A 16,205-nucleotide genomic window follows, 5' to 3' on the forward strand; every position below is an offset into this window, starting at 1 on the left:
GGGTCGAGGGACGGCGACGATGCCGCACCCGCGGGCCGCCGGCGAGGACGCCCAGGAGGCACCTGCATGACCGCCACAGCCCCCGCGCCGGGAGCAGCCACGTCGCCCACCCCCGCGACGGCCCCGCGCACCTCTCCCCTGACGACGGCGCTCGCGCAGCTGTCGTCCGCCGTCGACCTGCTCGGGTTCGACGAGGGGGTGCACCAGATGCTCGCCACGCCACGCCGCGAGCTGCACGTCGCCGTGCCGCTGCGCCGGGACGACGGCCGGATCGAGCTGCTCGCCGGCTACCGCGTGCAGCACAACATCTCCCGCGGTCCCGGCAAGGGCGGGCTGCGCTACGCCCCGGGCGTCGACATCGACGAGGTGCGCGCGCTCGCGATGTGGATGACCTGGAAGTGCGCCGTCGTCGACCTGCCGTACGGCGGCGCGAAGGGCGGCGTCGCCATCGACCCGCGCGGCTACTCCTCGCCGGAGCTTGAGCGCGTGACCCGGCGCTACACCTCCGAGGTGATGCCGATCATCGGCCCCGAGCGGGACATCATGGCGCCCGACGTCGGCACCACCGAGCAGACGATGAGCTGGGTGATGGACACCTACTCGGTCGCGTCCGGGTACACCATCCCCGCCGTCGTCACCGGCAAGCCGCTCGCCGTCGGCGGCTCCCTCGGGCGCGCGACCGCGACCTCCCGCGGCGTGGTGCACGCGACCGCAGCCGCCCTGGCCGACGCGGGCGTCGAGCTGTCCGAGGTGACCGCCGCCGTGCAGGGCTTCGGCAAGGTGGGCTCGCACGCCGCGCGGTTCCTCGCCGAGGGCGGCGCCCGGGTGCTGGCCGTCAGCGACGCCGAGGGCGGCGTGCACAACCCCGCGGGCCTCGACGTCCCGGCGCTGCACGCGCACGTCGCGACGACCGGCACCGTGGCCGGGTTCCCCGGCGGCGACCCGATCGACAACGCGGGCCTGCTCGCGCTCGACGTGGACGTGCTGATCCCCGCGGCGACGGAGGACGTGCTGGACGAGCAGACCGCGCGCACCGTGAAGGCCCGCTGGGTCGTCGAGGGCGCCAACGGCCCGACGACCAGCGCGGGCGACCGCGTGCTCGCCGAGCGCGGCGTCGTCGTCGTCCCGGACATCCTCGCGAACGCCGGGGGCGTCGTGGTGTCGTACTTCGAGTGGGTGCAGGCGAACCAGGCGTACTGGTGGACCGAGCGGGAGATCGAGGACCGCCTGGAGCACCGGATGCGCTCCGCGTACGCGGCCGTCGCGCAGCGGGCCCGCGCCGACGGCATCACGCTCCGGGACGCGGCGCTGGTGATCGGGGTGCGGCGCGTGGCCGAGGCGCACCAGCTGCGCGGCCTCTACCCGTGATGTGACGTGCGACGCGGCCGGGCCCCGGCGGGAAGCAGGGCCGGCCCGGCCGCGTTGGCGCAGGTGTGAGCACCGAGCCGAACCCCGTCCCGCTGTCCGTCCTCGACCTGGCCCCCGTCGGCGCCGGACGCACCAGCGCCGACGCGCTCGCCGACTCCACCGCCCTGGCCCGGCGCGCCGACGCGCTCGGCTACCGGCGGTTCTGGGTGGCCGAGCACCACTCGATGCCGGCCGTGGCCAGCACCTCGCCCGGCGTGCTGCTCGCGCACCTCGGCGCGTCGACCGAGCGGATCCGGCTCGGGTCGGGCGGCGTGATGCTGCCCAACCACCCGCCGCTGGTGATCGCCGAGCAGTTCGCCATGCTCGAGGCGCTGCACCCCGGCCGCGTCGACCTGGGCATCGGACGCGCGCCCGGCGCGGACCCCGCGACCGCCGCCGCCCTGCGCCGCACCGTCGAGGGCTTGGGCGCCGAGGACTTCCCCGCCGAGCTGCTCGACGTGCTGCACCTGCTCGGCCAGCTGCCCGCCGGCCGCGCGGCCAGCGCCGCCGCGTCCCGGCTCACCGCGACGCCCGCGCCGGGCGGCACGCCCGAGGTGTGGCTGCTCGGGTCGAGCACGTTCAGCGCACAGCTGGCCGGCGAGCTCGGGCTGCCGTTCTCGTACGCGCACCACTTCGGCACCGGCATCACCACGCAGGCCGCCGAGGTCTACCGCGCGTCGTTCCGCCCGTCGGCCGTGCTCGACGCCCCGCACCTGATGGTGTCGGCGTCGGTGATCGTCGCCGAGTCGGACGAGCGCGCCGAGTGGCTCGCCGGTCCCAGCAAGGTGATGTCCCTGCTGCTGCGCAGCCGCGGCGCCCTCGCACCGATCGAGACGCCCGAGACCGCCGAGCAGATGCTCGCCTCGATCGACCCGGACCAGCTGCGCGAGTTCTTCTCCCGCGTCGCCGGCACCCAGGTCGCCACCACGGCGGACCGCGCGGCCGAGCGGCTGCGCGAGCTGGTCGCGCGCACCGGCGCCGACGAGCTGATCGTCACCGCCACCACGTACGACGTCGCCGACCGCATCGCGACGCTGGAGGCCCTCGCCGCTGCCTGGTGACCCGCCGGCCGTGGCCGGACCGCACCCGCCGTGCCACCATCGGGGCATGGACGAGGTGGTCGGGCGCACGTGGCGGTTCGTCGAGGTCGCCGGGGTGGCGCTCGACGACGGACCGGAGCGCGCGCACCCGGCGCTGACGTTCTCCGGCGACGGCCAGGTCTACGGCACCGGCGGCGTGAACCGGTTGCGCGGGACGTGGGCCTACGCCGACGGCACGCTGACGTTCGGGCCGGTGGTGACGACGCTGATGGCGGGGACGCCCGAGCACATGGCGCGCGAGCGCGCGGTGCTGGACCTGCTCGGCGGGCCGGTCGGCGTGGCCGTCGCGGACGGGGCGCTGCTGCTGACCGACGGCGAGGGGCGGGTCAGCCGCCTGCTGCCCGCCCCTGCCGAGGGTGCCGAGGTCTGACGCCGGGAGACCCCGGGCGGCGGCGAACCGGATCAGGCGGCTCCTCCGATCATCGGGAACGCGGCCAGCGGCGACGATCGCACGTCGCCACCCGCCTCGACGTGCTCGGCCTGCGCCCGCAGCACCGGCACCAGCACCTCACCGCCACCCGTGCCGCACCGCTCCAGCGTGTCCGCCAGCAGCCGCAGCAGCTCCGGCTCGCGCGAGCGCTCCACGTACTGCGTCAACGACAGCACCAGCACGTACAACCGCCGACGACTCCCCGGGTACCGCACCCGCACCAGCAACGTCCCCACACCGGTCATCACCAGGTCCACGGACGTCTCCGGACCCAACGACGCCGACCGCCGGTAGCACCGCCACCGCACCCACGTCACCGTCCCCGCCACCGGGTCCACCCACGTCGACCGCCAGGTCACGACGAGCATGAACAGCGCCAGCAACGGAAGGGCGAGCACCGCGAACACCCGGTTCTCGGGGTCGGTCACCGCGCCGTGCACGCTCACCGCGACAGCACCGATCACCGCGAACAGCAGCCACCTCTTCAGGGATGCCGATCTCAAGTCCGGGAAGTACACACCATGCGGCCCCGTCACCGGTCCCCCTCGTCCACGAGGGCTCCGGCCGCGACCGCCTCGACAGCCAGCGCACGGACCCGCGCGACCAGCGCTGCGCGGGAGGTCGGCACCGCGGTCGGTGGCTCGGCGCTGCCCGACCGGGCAGTCAGGAGCCAGGCACCACCGGGCCCCGTGAACACACCGGTCAGCACCGGATCAGGCTCCGTCGCGGTGCGCACGACCACGTCGGCGCGCAAGGCCGCCGCGCCCAGGCGATCGATCAGCCCCGGCGGTGGCTCCGCGACGTCGGTCACCGTGACCGCCGGCCCGCAGCCGTCACCGGTCTCGGCGTGAACCGCGGCGCCGACGAGCAGGTCGCCGAGGTCCTCGGTGGCCGCGAGCGCGAACCGGTGGAACCCGTCCTCGCTGACCTGCTCGAGCAGCACGACCTCGCCGACGACGTGCGCGTACCAGAAGTCCTGGCCGCGAGCGGTGCTACGGGCCACGCAGACCACCGCCCGGGCGACCTGACGCAGCGCCACGACCGACAGCACGTCCTCACGGACCTGGACCTCGACGGCCTCGTGCCCGGCGGCCGCGGCGATCGCCTCCTCCGTCGGCTGGTCCAGGACGCCCCGGGCGCGCAGAGACCGGTACGCGGCGCGGCACGCCGGCACCCGTTCGGCGTCGGGCAGCGCGTCGAGGTGCGGCCGGATCACGACGCCCGGCCCGGCGCGCAGGACCTCGAGCTCCTCGTCGGTCAGCACCTCGACCGGCACGGCCACCGGAGCCGGCTGCGGCGCGTTCACAGCGCCCCGAACGACAGCACGCTCAGCGCGCCCTTGCCGAAGTCGGACACCGCGTCGCTCACCTTGCCGAGCTGGTTCCCCGCCCAGTCCACCGCCGCGTCCCTGGTGCGGTCCCACACCTCGCCCGCGACGTCGACCACCCGGTCGCGCGCGGACGTCAGGAAGCTGCCGATGGCCTCGCGGTTGTCCCAGACGAGGTTGCCCAGGCTCCACGCCCCGTAGGCCAGCACCGCGGCACCGGCGACCGTGATGCCCACCGGGTTCGAGAGCAGCAGGACTCCGGCCGCGCCCGCGGCACCGGCGGCGCCGAACCCCCGTGTCGCCCACCCTCGTGCCCCCGTGTACCCACCCCCGGTGCGGACGTCGACGAGCCCGGTCACGATCGTCACCGGCAGGAACGCCTTCCCCACGAGCCCGGCGGCGCGTGACCCGACCACCTTCCCGAGCACGCCTCCGCCGGTCCTGCCGAAGCGGAACTCCTTCAGCGCACCCGCCGCCCGGGCCTGCATGCGCAGGGTCGCTCGCGGGCGACCCTCGACGGGGGCGTACACGGAGCGCACGTAGCGGGCGTAGGTCGCGGACTTGGCGCCGAGCCGCCAACCGTCCTTCGCGACCTGGCCCGACGCAAGGGCACCCTCGGGGAGCCCGAGCGGGCGTGCCACGGCCCCGCCAGGCCGCCGCGACACCACCCGTCCCGCCACGTCCCAGTCGCCCACCCGGACGGTGTCGAGCTCGGCCCGGACCTGCCGGTCGGCGGCCGACCGCCGGTCGGCCAGCTCCTCGAGCCTCTGGCCCGCGATCCGCACGTCCGACCGGGCGTCGTCGCGCGCGTCGTCCCAGCGTCGGCGGGCGGAGGGGGCCATGTCCCGCGGCTGGATCTGCCGCATCGAGAGCTCCACGCCGGCGGCATGGCGCCGCGCACGCTCACGCTCGGCCTCCTCGGCGATCTCGTCCACCTGCTCGGCGTAGGTGGTCAGCGCGTCCCCTGCGAGCCCCAGCCTCTCGACCAGCCGGCTCAGGTTCTCGACGCAGGTGTCCCCCGACTGCCTCCAGGCGTCCGCGGCGACGCCCGCCCACGCCGCGTCGGTGATCGTGCTGGTGTGCGAGCGCACGTACCACTGCACGTCGGCCAGCTCCCTCGTGGCGGCGTCGAGCCTCCCGGCGAGGTGCCGGAGGTTCCCGAGGTCACCCGCGCCGGGGTCGTCGTCCGTCCAGGCCATCAGCCGTCCACCCGCAGCCCGTGGTCCACGGCGACCCACGCGTCGGCCGCGTCGCCCGCCGCCTCGCCGAGGTGGTGGAGCGCGTCGGCGGCGTCCGTCAGGGAGGCGTCGGCCGACGCCAGGAAGTCCGCGAGCGCGTCGTCCACGCTGTGGCTGCCGCTCGACCCCGCCGACGACCGGGGTGTGCCGGGCACCTGGTGGACGAGAGACCGCAGTCCCGTCCCGGCCTCCGCGAGGGCGGCGGGCTCAACGACGAGGTCCACGCGACACCCCCTCGACGACCGGTGAGGGGACGCGCCCGTCAGGATGGGCCGCACGTCTGCGGTCGAGGATGGTGACGGACGAGCGCACGGTCGCCTCCTGGGAGAGCACCCGCAACGGCACGGCGCGCGCAGCACACGTACCGGACGACGGATGTCGGACGGTCGGATGATGCGGCTGAACTCTCGACGTTACCGCCGTCCGCTCACCACTCAGTTCCCGGGTCCGCGGCGTGCGTGCCGCTCGCGCACCGGAGCGGCGCTACCCCCGCGGCTGCCGCTCCGCCCACTCCGCGAGCTCGACGCGCGGGCCGGTGTAGAACGGGATCTCCTCGCGCACGTGCCGGCGGGCGCCGGTGGCCCGCAGGTCGCGCATGAGGTCGACGATGCGGTGCAGCTCGTCCGCCTCGAAGCCGAGCACCCACTCGTAGTCGCCGAGCGCGAACGCCGACAGCGTGTTCGCGCGCACGTCGGCGTAGTCGCGGGCGGCGTGGCCGTGCTCGCGCAGCAGCTCGCGGCGCTCCTCGTCGCTCAGCAGGTACCACTCGTAGGACCGCACGAACGGGTACACGCAGAGGTAGTCGCGCGGCGCCTCGCCGGCCAGGAAGGCGGGGACGTGCCCGCGGTTGAACTCCGCCGGGCGGTGCATCGCGGCGACCGACCAGACGGGCAGCAGGTGCTCGCCGAGCTCGCTGGCGCGCAGGCGGTGGAACGCCTCCTGCACGGCCTCGATGGTGGGCGCCCACCACCAGACCATGAGGTCGGCGTCGGCGCGCAGGCCGGCGACGTCGTACCAGCCGCGGACGACGAGCCCCTCGGGGGCGTCCGGCCCGGTCAGCGCGGCGAGCGCGGCGTCCACGACCCGGGTGCGCTCGGCGGCGTCGGCGGGCAGCGACGAGGAGGTCTCGAACACCGCGTACATCGCGTACCGGATGGCCGCGTTGATCTCGTCGGCGGTCTCCGGGCTGTGGCCGCCCTCGGGGGTCGTGGTGGTGCTCATCGTGCTGCTGCTCCTTCGTCGGCGCTGGTGTGGTCCGCCCGCTGCTGCGAGATGGTCGGGAGGCCGCTGTCGACGCCGGCACGCTGGAAGCAGCAGCCGACGGCGCACCGGTCCGGCCACGCGCCCAGCGCGCCGACGGTGACCCGCTCGGGGTCCTCGCCGCGCTCGGCGGCGGCACGCTCGAGCATCAGGTCGACCAGGCCGGCGACGAACGGCGCCCGCGTGGACGCCGACCCGGCGCGCACGGCGGTGATCCCGAGGTCCTTCGCGGTGGCCATCGCCTCGGTGTCGAGGTCGTACGCGACCTCCATGTGGTCCGACACGAACCCGATGGGCGACATCACGACGGCGGTCGTGCCGGTTGCGGCGCGCTCGGTCAGCACGTCGTTGATGTCGGGCTCCAGCCACGGCTGCGACGGCGGGCCGGACCGGGAGCAGAACGCCAGGCTCCACGCGGGCTCGACGCCGAGGTCGGCGGCCACGAGCGCGGCGACCTCGCGGCACGCGTCCTCGTGCTGGGCGACGTAGCCGGGACGTGCGGCGGCGGACCCGGCCTCCATCACCAGCGGGATCGAGTGCGTGACGAACAGCAGCGGCGCCTCGGCGGCGACGTCGGCGACGGGCCGGCCGGTCTGCGCGGCGAGGTCGGTGAAGGCCTCGACGACGGCGTCGGCGTTGGCCCGGACGAAGCCGGGGTGGTTGAAGAAGTGCCGCAGCTTGTCGACGCGGACGCCGGCCGCCGCCTCGGGGTCCTGCGGGGTCTCGTCGCAGCCGGCGGCGCCCGCGAGCGCCTGCGCGACGTGCTCGCGGTACTGCCGGCAGCCGGAGTAGGACCCGTACGCGCTGGTCACCAGCGCGAGCACCCGGCCGGTGCCGTCGGCGCGGAGCCCGGACAGGGCGCCCTCGGTGTACGGCTCCCAGTTCCGGTTGCCCCAGGCGAGCGGGGTGTCGATCCCGCGGGCGTCGAGCTCGGCCCGCAGCGCGGCGAGCAGCGCCCGGTTCTGGTCGTTGATCGGGCTGCGGCCGCCGAAGAGCGCGTAGTGCTGGCTGACCTCGACCAGCCGTTCCTCGGGGATGCCCTTGCCGCGGGTCACGTTCCGCATGAAGGGGAGGACGTCCTCGGGCTTCTCCGGGCCGCCGAACGAGAGCAGGAGCACGGCGTCGTACGGTGCGAGCGACGACGCCGTCAGGGTGGGGGAAGACACCCCCTCATCATCCCATCGTCGCGGGGAGCGGCCCGTCGAGCGGCGGGGGCCCGGGACGTGACGTTGTCACGACGTTGCGTCAGAATCCGCGTCAGCCCTTCACGGCGCCGCCCAGCCCGGCCCCGCGCAGGAACAGCCGCTGGAACACCAGGAACAGCAGCACCGGGATCAGCGTCGAGATGGCCAGCGCCGCCATCAGCACCCCGAGGTCCGTCGTGGCCTGCAGTGACGGCAGCCGGACGGAGAGCGGCTGGATGTCGGGGTCGCGCAGCACCAGCAGCGGCCAGAGGAAGTCCTTCCAGGACGCGATGATCGCGAACACCGACACCACCCCGAGGATCGGCCGGCTCATCGGCAGCACGACCGACCAGAACAGCCGGAACGGTCCGGCCCCGTCCACGCGCGCGGCCTCGAACACCTCGCGGGGCAGGCTGTCGAAGAACCGCTGCACCAGCAGCACGTTGAACGCGCTGGCCCCGGCGGGCAGCCACACCGCCCAGTACGAGTTCATCAGCGACCGGCCCCACAGCGGCGGGTCCAGGATCACCAGGTACAGCGGCACCAGCAGCACCACCGCGGGCACGAACAGCGTCGCGAGCACCGCGCCCTGCACCAGCCGCGCGTACCGCGGCCGCAGCACCGACAGCAGGTACCCGCCGGTGGTCGCCACCAGCAGCTGGCCGGCCCACGCGCCGGCGGCCAGCACGACGGTGTTGAGGAAGTACCGGCTGATCTGCACCTCGTTCCACGCCGCGCCGAGGTTGGACCACGCGACGCCGTTCGGGAACACGTCGAGCGGGGTCCGCAGGATGTCCTGCGTGGGCGTGACCGCGAACTTCGCGAGCAGCAGCAGCGGTCCGAGCCCGCACAGCACGAGCAGCGCGAGCAGGACGACGTGCGACACCCGCATCGACCGGCGGACGAGCGGGCGGCGCCAGTCGGCGGGCGACAGGGCGGCGCGGTCGCCGTCGTCGGGGCGCGGGCCCCGGCGGCGGGCAGGGCGGCGGGCCGGCGCCGGGACGGGGTCGGCCGGCGGGATCGCGGTCGACGGGACGGTCGAGGTCGTCATGAGGTGCTCCAGGACCGGGTGAGGCGGAAGTAGACGACCGACAGCACCGCGAGCACGACGGCCAGCATGAGGCTGAGCGCCGTCGCCGCGCCGTAGTCGCCGCCGAGGCTCTGGCCGAACGCGTACCGGTAGACGAGCAGCAGCACCGTGATCGTCGCGTTGGCCGGGCCGCCGTCGGTGAACAGGTACGGCTCGAGGAACACCTGCGCCGTCCCGATGATCTGCAGGATGAACGTGATGAGCAGGACCCCGCGCAGCTGCGGCATCGTCACGTGCCAGACCTTGCGCCACACGGACGCCCCGTCGACCTCGGCGGCGTCGTACAGCTCCCCCGGCACCGAGGTGAGCGCGGCGAGGTAGATGATGATCGTGCCGCCCGCACCGGCCCACGTGGCCTCGAGCACCAGCGACGGCATCGCCCACGTGGCGTCCTGCAGCCAGGGCACCGGCCCGATCCCGGCCCAGCCGAGCACCGTGTTGAACACGCCCTCGGGCCGGGCGTCGAAGAAGAACTTCCACAGCAGCACCGCGACCACCGGCGGCACGACCACGGGCAGGTACGCGAGCGCGCTGAACAGCCCCTTGCCCCGGCGGACCTCGCTCATCAGCACGGCCGCGACCAGCGGCACCGGGTAGCCGATCAGCAGCGCCAGCACGGCGAACCACAGCGTGTTCCGCACGGCCGTCCCGAGCAGCGGGTCGGTGAGCACGGTCCGGAAGTTCTCCAGCCCCACCCACGCGGTCGTGACGAGGTTGGTCTCCTGCAGGCTCATCACCACCGCGCGGCCGATCGGCAGCCAGGAGAACACCCCGAAGACCAGCAGGAGCGGCAGTGCGAAGACGAGCGTGCTCAGCCCGCCGCGGCGGACCCAGGTGACCGGGGTCCGCCGCGGGCGGGTGGCACGGGCGTCGTGGGGCAGGGACGCCACGTCAGCCCGCGTTCTTGTCGAGGATCGCCTGCACGTTCGCGTCCGCCGTCTCCAGCAGGGCGTCGATGTCGGCGCTCTCGTCGGTCAGCACCGCCTGGACCACCGTGTCCAGCGCGCCGTACAGCTCCTGGGTGGAGGCGGACGGCTCGGGGACGAGCGGCTGGTCGAAGATCACGTCGGTGAACCCGGTCATCTGGTCCAGCGGCACGTTGATCAGGTCGGCGATCCACTCCTGCGACTGCGCGTACTGCTCCTGGCTGAAGATCGGCAGCACCGGGGTCCCGACGGGCTGGTCGGAGGCGATCAGCGTCTCGGCGTCCTGCACGGCCGCGTCCTGCTCCGTGAGCTTGCGCAGGTAGTAGAAGTCGATCCACTTCACCGCGGCGTCCTTCTGCGCCTCGTCGGCCGACGTGCTGACCGCCGCGAGCGTCCCGCCGCCGAGCACGCCGGCGTCGTCGCCCTCCAGCGGCACCGCGGTCAGCCCGTAGTCGTCGGGGTTGATCGCGTTGGTCTGCACCAGCGACGTGTAGACGTCGGACCCGGACGTGTACATGCCCACCTGGCCCGCCGCGAACGCCTGGTTGATGCTCGACCAGTCGAGCAGGAAGTTCGCGCCCATGGAGCCGTCCTCCCAGCGGAGGTCGTGCAGATACTCCAGGGCCTCCTTCGTGCCGTCGTTGTCCAGCGTCGCGGTCACGGTGCCGTCGTCGGCGACCTCCTGGACCCGGCCGCCCCGGGCGTAGGTGGCGACGGTCAGCTGCCAGCCGCCGGTGTTGTCCTGCGTCATCGTGGCGTAGCCGGCCTGTCCGGTGGCGTCGGCGATGGCCTTGGCGTCCGCACGGACCTCGTCCCACGTCGTCGGCGGGTCGTCGGGGTCCAGGCCCGCCTGCGCGAACAGCGCCCGGTTGTAGTGCAGGCCGATGCCGTAGACCGACTTCGCCGGGATGGCGTACACCTTGCCGTCCGCGCCCGTGCCCGCGTCGAGCACGTTCGGGTTGAAGTCGCCCGCGTACGGCAGCTCGGAGAACTGCGCGTCGATGTCGGCCAGCTGACCGTTCTCGATGAGCGTCTTGCCGTCGGTGAACGGGATCTCGAACACCGTCGGCAGCGTCCCGCCGGCGAGCTGGGCGGCGAAGGTCGTCGCCTTCCACTCGTACTCCTCCGGCTGCACGTCGATGTCGGGGTTCGCCTCCTCGAACTGGGCGACCTGCTCGTCGAACGCGTCGAAGGCCTCCTTCTCGGAGCCGGGCAGCAGGCTGACCACGCGCAGCACGGTCTTCCCGCCCGACTCGGAGTCGCCGGAGTCGTCGTCGGAGCCGCTGCTGCAGGCGGCGAGCAGGGTGAAGGACAGCGCGCCGGACAGGGCGATCGCCGTCGTGCGTGAGGACCTCATCGTCACTCCTCGGGTCGGGTGGTGCTGGGGTGGGTGGAAGGGATCAGGCCGCGCGGAGCCAGACGGCCGTGTCGGGGGGCAGCGCGGCGCCGTCGGTGGTGCCGCTCGCCAGGAGGACCCCGCCGTGCGACGGGAGCGGCGCCGTCGTGCCGGACAGGTTGACGACGCAGAGCACGTCGCCGCGGGCGAACGCGAGCACGCCGTCCGGGACGTCGGGGAGCCAGCGCAGGTCGCCGTCGCCCAGCCCCGGCTCCGTCCGCCGCAGCCGGAGGGCGGCGCGGTGCAGCGCGAGCATCGACCCGGGGTCGGCGTCCTGGGCGGCCACGGTGCGGGTGCCCCAGTCCGCGGGCTGGGGCAGCCACGGCGTCGTCGCACCGTCCGGGCCGAACCCGTACGGGGGCGCGTCCCCCGACCAGGGCAGCGGCACCCGGCAGCCGTCGCGCCCGGGGTCGACCCCGCCGGACCGCGCGTGCATCGGGTCCTGCACGGCCTCGGGCGGCAGGTCCTCGACCTCGGGGAGACCGAGCTCGTCCCCCTGGTAGAGGTAGAGCGAGCCCGGCAGCGCCGCGGTCAGCAGGGCGGCCGCCCGCGCTCGCCGGGTGCCCAGGTCCAGGTCCGTCGGCGTGCCCGCGCGCTTGGCGGCGAACGCGAAGCCCGACTCCGCGCGGCCGTACCGGGTCACCGGCCGGGTCACGTCGTGGTTCGACAGCACCCACGTCGCGGGCGCGCCGACGTCGCGGTGCGCCCGCAGCGTCCGGTCCACCGACGCCCGCAGCGCCGCCGCGTCCCAGGGCTGGGCCATGAAGTCGAAGTTGAACGCCGTGTGCATCTCGTCGGGCCGCAGGTAGGCGGCGAACCGGGCGGTGTCCTCGAGCCACACCTCCCCGACCAGCACCCGCGTGCCGGGGTAGGAGTCGGCGACCTTCCGCCAGCCCCGGTACACCTCGTGCAGCTCGTCGCGGTCCACGTGGGGGTGGCCGCCGGGCGGGACGACGGCGCCGGGCGCGGGCACCTCGGGCAGCGCCGGGTCCTTGACCAGCAGGGCCGCGGAGTCGATCCGGATGCCGGCCACCCCGCGGTCGAACCAGAACCGCAGCACGTCCTCGTGCTCGGCCCACACCGCCGGGTGCGTCCAGTTCAGGTCCGGCTGCTGCGGGGTGAACAGGTGCAGGTACCACTCCCCCGGCGTGCCGTCCGCGTCGGTCGTCCGCGTCCACGTCTCGCCACCGAAGTCCGAGACCCAGTGCGTCGGGATGCCGTCGCCGTCGGGACCGGCGCCCGGGTGGAACCAGAACCGCGCGCGCTCCGGCGAGCCCGGCGGCGACGCGAGCGCCGCGCGGAACCACGGGTGCTGGTCGGAGACGTGGTTCGGGACGACGTCGACGATCGTGCGGATGCCCAGCGCGAGGGCCTCGCCGATCAGCGCCTCCGCGTCCGCGAGCGTGCCGAACGCCGGGTCGATCGCGCGGTAGTCCGCCACGTCGTAGCCGCCGTCGGCCATCGGCGAGGCGTACCAGGGCGTGAACCACAGCGCGTCGACCCCCAGGTCCCGGAGGTACGGCAGGCGGCTGCGCACGCCGGCCAGGTCGCCGGTGCCGTCGCCGTCGCCGTCCGCGAAGGAGCGGACGTACACCTCGTAGATGACGGCGTCGCGCCACCAGGTGGGGTCGTCGCTCGGGGGATGCACCACGTCGTGCCCTCGGTTCTCGCGTACCGCTCCGTCGCGGTCGTCGATGACCGCACAGCAGCGACACTAAATCCGACGACACGTACCGCGCAAGAACTCGACAGGGCCGTTACCGAAACGCGACCAACGACGGACCCGTCCACCCGGACGCCGGCCGCGACCCGCCGGAGCCTCCGCCCGGCGAGGTCGTCGGACGCGCGCGAGGTCGCCAGTCCTGCGGGACGGCCGCGTGCAGGAGCGCCGACCTCGCGCGCCGGGGGGCCGGCGGGCCGGCGCGCGGCCGGTCAGGCGGCGGGGGCGGGGGCGGTGCTGCCGCGGACGACGAGGCTCGGGCTCGAACAGGAGGCTCGTCGGTCGACACCGGCTGGCCCGCGATCAGCCCGACGAGCAGGTCGATCGCCGCCCGGCCCATCGGCTCGATCGGCTGGCGCACGGTGGTCAGCGGCGGCTCGGTGCAGCTCATCAGCAGCGAGTCGTCGTAGCCGACCACCGACACGTCCTCCGGCACGCGGCGGCCGGCACGACGCGCGGCCCGGACGGCACCGAGCGCGAGCGGGTCGCTGGCGCACACCAGCCCGGTGACCCCGCGCTGCAGCAGGCGGGTCGCCGCGGCCTGGCCGCTCTCCAGCGAGTAGGCGCTGCGGGCGACGAGGTCGTCGTCGAGCTCCAGGCCCAGGCGCGCGACGGCGGCGTGGGCGGCGTGCAGCTTGCGCTCGGACGGGACGTGGTCGACCGGCCCGAGCAGCAGCCCGATGCGGGTGTGCCCGAGCGAGGCGAGGTGGCCGACGGCCTGCTCGACGGCGACCTCGTCGTCGCACGACACCCGCGGGAACACGAGCTCCTCGATCGAGGCGTTGATCAGGACGACGGGCAGGCCGCGCTCGGCGAGCAGCGCGTAGTGGGCGTGCTCGGCGCCGCGCTGGGCGTAGTTGCCGCCGGCGAACACGATGCCGGAGACCTGCTGGGTCAGGAGCAGGTCGACGTAGTCGGCCTCGGACACCCCGCCGGCCGTCTGGGTGCAGAGCACCGGCGTGTAGCCCTGCTGGGCGAGCGCGCCGCCGACCACCTCCGCGAACGCCGGGAAGATCGGGTTCTGCAGCTCCGGCAGCACCAGCCCGACCAGGCGGGCCCGCTCGCCGCGGAGCTTGGTGGGGCGCTCGTACCCCAGCACGTCGAGCGCGGTCAGCACGGCCTGCCGGGTCGCCTCGGAGACGCCGGAGCGGCCGTTGAGCACGCGGCTCACCGTCGCCTCGGACACCCCGACCTTCTGCGCGACCTCCGCGAGCCGACCTGCCATGCGCGCAAGCGTACGACGGGACCGCGCAAGTTCCTTGCAGCACGCGCGACGGCGGTGCCGGGCGGGACGGGCGGGACGGGCGTCAGGCGGTCGCGGCGTGCTGCGGCGCGACGGCCCGCAGGTGCTCGGCGATCTCGTGCCCCCAGGCCTCGACCGCGGCGAAGTCCCGGTGGTCGCCCTCCTTGGCGCGGGCGCCGGCGATGATCGCCCGCTCGGCGAACGCGAGCTCCGCCCGGACCAGCCGGCCCGCGAACGCGCGGTGGCCGACGGCGCCGACGTCCCGCATCAGGGCGAGCAGCTCGTGCGGGCTGTTGGCCCGCGCGGCGGGCTGGGTGGCCAGGCCGGAGGAGAACACCCAGACCGGCCGGTCCCGCAGGTCGTCGGCGAGGCGTGCGGCCAGGTCCCGGGCGGCCGGCAGCCAGTGCGCGGTGTAGACGGCGGAGCCGAGCACCACCGCGTCGTAGCCGGTGACGTCGGCGACCTGCTCGGGCGCCGCCTCGTCGACGACGTGGCCGCCGGCGCGCAGCACGCCGGCGATCGCCGAGCCGATCTCGGCGGTGGCCCCGTGGCGCGAGGCCACCGTCACCAGGATCTGCATCGCTCTGCCCTCCAGCGGCTGTCGTGGCGGTCGACCGGGCCCCCTGCCGGTCCGTTCCCGCCGGCTTCCATCGTCCGTGCCCGGACCGGCCCGGTCGTGGGCCGGAGGTCCCCTGCGACGGTGATCAGCCGATCGGCTCGGCCGGACCCGGCTCGGCCCGGTCGAGCTCCGCGATCCCGGCCTGCGCGGCGCGCAGGTCGCCGGCGACGCGGGTGAGCGCGGCGAGCTGGTCCGGCCCGAGGGCGCCGCCGACGTAGTGCGCGATGGCCTGCACGTGCCGCCGCCCGACCTCCCGCTGCAGCGCGGCGCCGCTCTCGGTGAGGGCGACGACGACGCCGCGCCCGTCGCCGGCGGCCGGGGCGCGCCGGACCCAGCCGGCCTCCTCGAGCCGTTCGACCATGCGGCTGAGGCTGGGCTGGCTGAGCAGGCTGGACTCCCCGAGGTCGCGCAGGCGCAGGCCGTCCGGGGCGGCGGACAGCGTGTAGAGCACGTCGTACTCGCGCAACGACACCGTGTCCCAGATGGGGTCGCGCTGCAGCCGGCGCATGATGGCGACCTGCGCCCGGAAGAGCTCCTCCCACGCCTCGGCGGCAGCCCGCACGTCCACCTGCGCTGCCGGCACCGTCATCGCCGCTCCGTCCGTCGATCCATGCGTACGCATCTACCTTCCCTCAACCGCGGCGTCCGCGCCCCTGTTCCGCCGGTCCTCCCCTACGCTGGCCCGATGCAGAACGACGGCGTCCGCTCGACGTACGTGCTGGTCGACGGCGAGAACATCGACGCGACCCTCGGCTCGTCCATCCTCAACGGCCGACCCACCCCGGAGCAGCGGCCCCGCTGGGAGCGGGTGCTGGAGTTCGCGCACCGGACCTGGGGCCAGCAGCCGAAGGGCCTGTTCTTCCTGAACGCGACCAGCGGCACGCTCCCGATGTCGTTCGTCCAGGCGCTGCTCGCCATCGGCTACCAGCCGATCCCGCTCGCGGGCGAGGGCAAGGTCGTCGACATCGGCATCAAGCGCACGCTCGAGGCGCTCGCGACCCGCGAGGGCGACGTGCTGCTCGCCTCGCACGACGGCGACTTCGCCCCCGAGATCGAGGCGCTGCTCGGCGGCGACCGCCGCGTCGGGCTGCTCGCCTTCCGCGAGTTCACCAGCACCGCGCTGTCGCACCTGTCCGAGCGCGGGCTCCAGGCCTTCGACCTCGAGTCCGACGTGCGGGCGTTCAACGTCACGCTGCCCCGCCTGCGGATCATCCCCCTCGACGAGTTCGACCCGCTGCGCTACCTCTGACGCGCTGTCGGCGGCG

At 74.7% G+C, this 16,205-nt stretch carries 16 protein-coding genes and 1 pseudogene; 4 read left to right on the top strand and 13 right to left on the bottom strand.

Annotated elements, in window-relative coordinates:
- Window positions 1-66 precede the first annotated feature (66 nt).
- The 3 genes from ACWPWW_RS06260 (at window position 67) to ACWPWW_RS06270 (ending at window position 2,877) form a co-directional block, all read left to right on the top strand.
- Window positions 67-1,368 carry a Glu/Leu/Phe/Val family dehydrogenase gene (locus tag ACWPWW_RS06260; RefSeq protein ID WP_454049474.1) on the top strand — a complete coding sequence of 434 codons (1,302 nt, stop codon included), beginning with the start codon at window positions 67-69 and terminating at the stop codon, window positions 1,366-1,368.
- A gap of 65 nt (window positions 1,369-1,433) precedes the next feature.
- Window positions 1,434-2,468, top strand: a complete 1,035-nt coding sequence (locus ACWPWW_RS06265) for an LLM class flavin-dependent oxidoreductase (RefSeq protein ID WP_454049475.1) — start codon at window positions 1,434-1,436, stop codon at window positions 2,466-2,468.
- Window positions 2,469-2,514: 46 nt separating this feature from the next.
- Complete coding sequence (locus tag ACWPWW_RS06270) at window positions 2,515-2,877, top strand: META domain-containing protein (protein WP_454049476.1); 363 nt, start codon at window positions 2,515-2,517, stop codon at window positions 2,875-2,877.
- Between the two features lie 32 nt (window positions 2,878-2,909).
- On the opposite strand, the gene ACWPWW_RS06275 is transcribed toward ACWPWW_RS06270, so the two are convergent.
- The 13 genes and pseudogenes from ACWPWW_RS06275 to ACWPWW_RS06335 all read right to left on the bottom strand — a co-directional run bounded on the left by ACWPWW_RS06275 (window position 2,910) and on the right by ACWPWW_RS06335 (window position 15,529).
- Window positions 2,910-3,440, bottom strand: coding sequence for a hypothetical protein (locus ACWPWW_RS06275; RefSeq protein WP_454049477.1), 531 nt, complete (start codon window positions 3,438-3,440; stop codon window positions 2,910-2,912).
- Between the two features lie 29 nt (window positions 3,441-3,469).
- Window positions 3,470-4,243: a hypothetical protein gene (locus ACWPWW_RS06280; RefSeq protein ID WP_454049478.1), complete on the bottom strand. Its 774-nt coding sequence runs from the start codon at window positions 4,241-4,243 to the stop codon at window positions 3,470-3,472.
- Window positions 4,240-5,463 carry a hypothetical protein gene (locus ACWPWW_RS06285; protein ID WP_454049479.1) on the bottom strand — a complete coding sequence of 408 codons (1,224 nt, stop codon included), beginning with the start codon at window positions 5,461-5,463 and terminating at the stop codon, window positions 4,240-4,242. Before ACWPWW_RS06285 ends, ACWPWW_RS06280 begins: the two co-directional genes overlap by 4 nt.
- Window positions 5,463-5,726, bottom strand: coding sequence for a hypothetical protein (locus tag ACWPWW_RS06290; protein WP_454049480.1), 264 nt, complete (start codon window positions 5,724-5,726; stop codon window positions 5,463-5,465). Before ACWPWW_RS06290 ends, ACWPWW_RS06285 begins: the two co-directional genes overlap by 1 nt.
- 259 nt (window positions 5,727-5,985) lie before the next feature.
- Window positions 5,986-6,723 (bottom strand): hydrogen peroxide-dependent heme synthase, encoded by a 738-nt coding sequence (gene hemQ, locus ACWPWW_RS06295; protein ID WP_454049481.1) that lies wholly within the window; start codon window positions 6,721-6,723, stop codon window positions 5,986-5,988.
- Entirely contained in the window at window positions 6,720-7,928 is a 1,209-nt protein-coding gene (locus ACWPWW_RS06300) for a ferrochelatase (RefSeq protein ID WP_454049482.1), read from the bottom strand. The genes hemQ and ACWPWW_RS06300 overlap by 4 nt, the downstream gene beginning before the upstream one ends.
- A gap of 91 nt (window positions 7,929-8,019) precedes the next feature.
- Window positions 8,020-8,997: a carbohydrate ABC transporter permease gene (locus tag ACWPWW_RS06305; protein ID WP_454049483.1), complete on the bottom strand. Its 978-nt coding sequence runs from the start codon at window positions 8,995-8,997 to the stop codon at window positions 8,020-8,022.
- Entirely contained in the window at window positions 8,994-9,926 is a 933-nt protein-coding gene (locus ACWPWW_RS06310; RefSeq protein ID WP_454049484.1) for a carbohydrate ABC transporter permease, read from the bottom strand. Before ACWPWW_RS06310 ends, ACWPWW_RS06305 begins: the two co-directional genes overlap by 4 nt.
- A gap of 1 nt (window position 9,927) precedes the next feature.
- On the bottom strand, window positions 9,928-11,319 hold the full coding sequence (locus ACWPWW_RS06315) for an extracellular solute-binding protein (RefSeq protein ID WP_454049485.1): 1,392 nt from the start codon (window positions 11,317-11,319) through the stop codon (window positions 9,928-9,930).
- A 43-nt stretch (window positions 11,320-11,362) separates the two neighbouring features.
- Window positions 11,363-13,009, bottom strand: coding sequence for a glycoside hydrolase family 13 protein (locus ACWPWW_RS06320; protein ID WP_454049486.1), 1,647 nt, complete (start codon window positions 13,007-13,009; stop codon window positions 11,363-11,365).
- A 281-nt stretch (window positions 13,010-13,290) separates the two neighbouring features.
- Window positions 13,291-14,303: pseudogene (locus tag ACWPWW_RS06325) on the bottom strand (LacI family DNA-binding transcriptional regulator).
- Between the two features lie 82 nt (window positions 14,304-14,385).
- Window positions 14,386-14,901 (bottom strand): flavodoxin domain-containing protein, encoded by a 516-nt coding sequence (locus ACWPWW_RS06330; protein WP_454049487.1) that lies wholly within the window; start codon window positions 14,899-14,901, stop codon window positions 14,386-14,388.
- Between the two features lie 124 nt (window positions 14,902-15,025).
- Window positions 15,026-15,529: a MarR family winged helix-turn-helix transcriptional regulator gene (locus ACWPWW_RS06335; RefSeq protein ID WP_454049488.1), complete on the bottom strand. Its 504-nt coding sequence runs from the start codon at window positions 15,527-15,529 to the stop codon at window positions 15,026-15,028.
- A gap of 96 nt (window positions 15,530-15,625) precedes the next feature.
- On the opposite strand from ACWPWW_RS06335, the gene ACWPWW_RS06340 reads away from it, so the two are divergent.
- The gene (locus ACWPWW_RS06340) at window positions 15,626-16,189 is read left to right on the top strand and encodes an NYN domain-containing protein (RefSeq protein ID WP_454049489.1); all 564 of its coding nucleotides are present in this window, start codon (window positions 15,626-15,628) and stop codon (window positions 16,187-16,189) included.
- Window positions 16,190-16,205: the final 16 nt, after the last annotated feature.

This window comes from Cellulomonas sp. Marseille-Q8402 (assembly GCF_965119525.1).

Bases quoted from the DNA above. Each gene is read 5' to 3' on its own strand.
- ACWPWW_RS06260 (WP_454049474.1), top strand. From the start codon at position 67: ATGACCGCCACAGCCCCCGCGCCGGGAGCAGCCACGTCGCCCACCCCC.
- ACWPWW_RS06270 (WP_454049476.1), top strand. From the start codon at position 2,515: ATGGACGAGGTGGTCGGGCGCACGTGGCGGTTCGTCGAGGTCGCCGGG.
- ACWPWW_RS06285 (WP_454049479.1), bottom strand. From the start codon at position 5,463: ATGGCCTGGACGGACGACGACCCCGGCGCGGGTGACCTCGGGAACCTC.
- hemQ (WP_454049481.1), bottom strand. From the start codon at position 6,723: ATGAGCACCACCACGACCCCCGAGGGCGGCCACAGCCCGGAGACCGCC.
- ACWPWW_RS06305 (WP_454049483.1), bottom strand. From the start codon at position 8,997: ATGACGACCTCGACCGTCCCGTCGACCGCGATCCCGCCGGCCGACCCC.
- ACWPWW_RS06315 (WP_454049485.1), bottom strand. From the start codon at position 11,319: ATGAGGTCCTCACGCACGACGGCGATCGCCCTGTCCGGCGCGCTGTCC.
- ACWPWW_RS06330 (WP_454049487.1), bottom strand. From the start codon at position 14,901: ATGCAGATCCTGGTGACGGTGGCCTCGCGCCACGGGGCCACCGCCGAG.
- ACWPWW_RS06335 (WP_454049488.1), bottom strand. From the start codon at position 15,529: ATGACGGTGCCGGCAGCGCAGGTGGACGTGCGGGCTGCCGCCGAGGCG.
- ACWPWW_RS06340 (WP_454049489.1), top strand. From the start codon at position 15,626: ATGCAGAACGACGGCGTCCGCTCGACGTACGTGCTGGTCGACGGCGAG.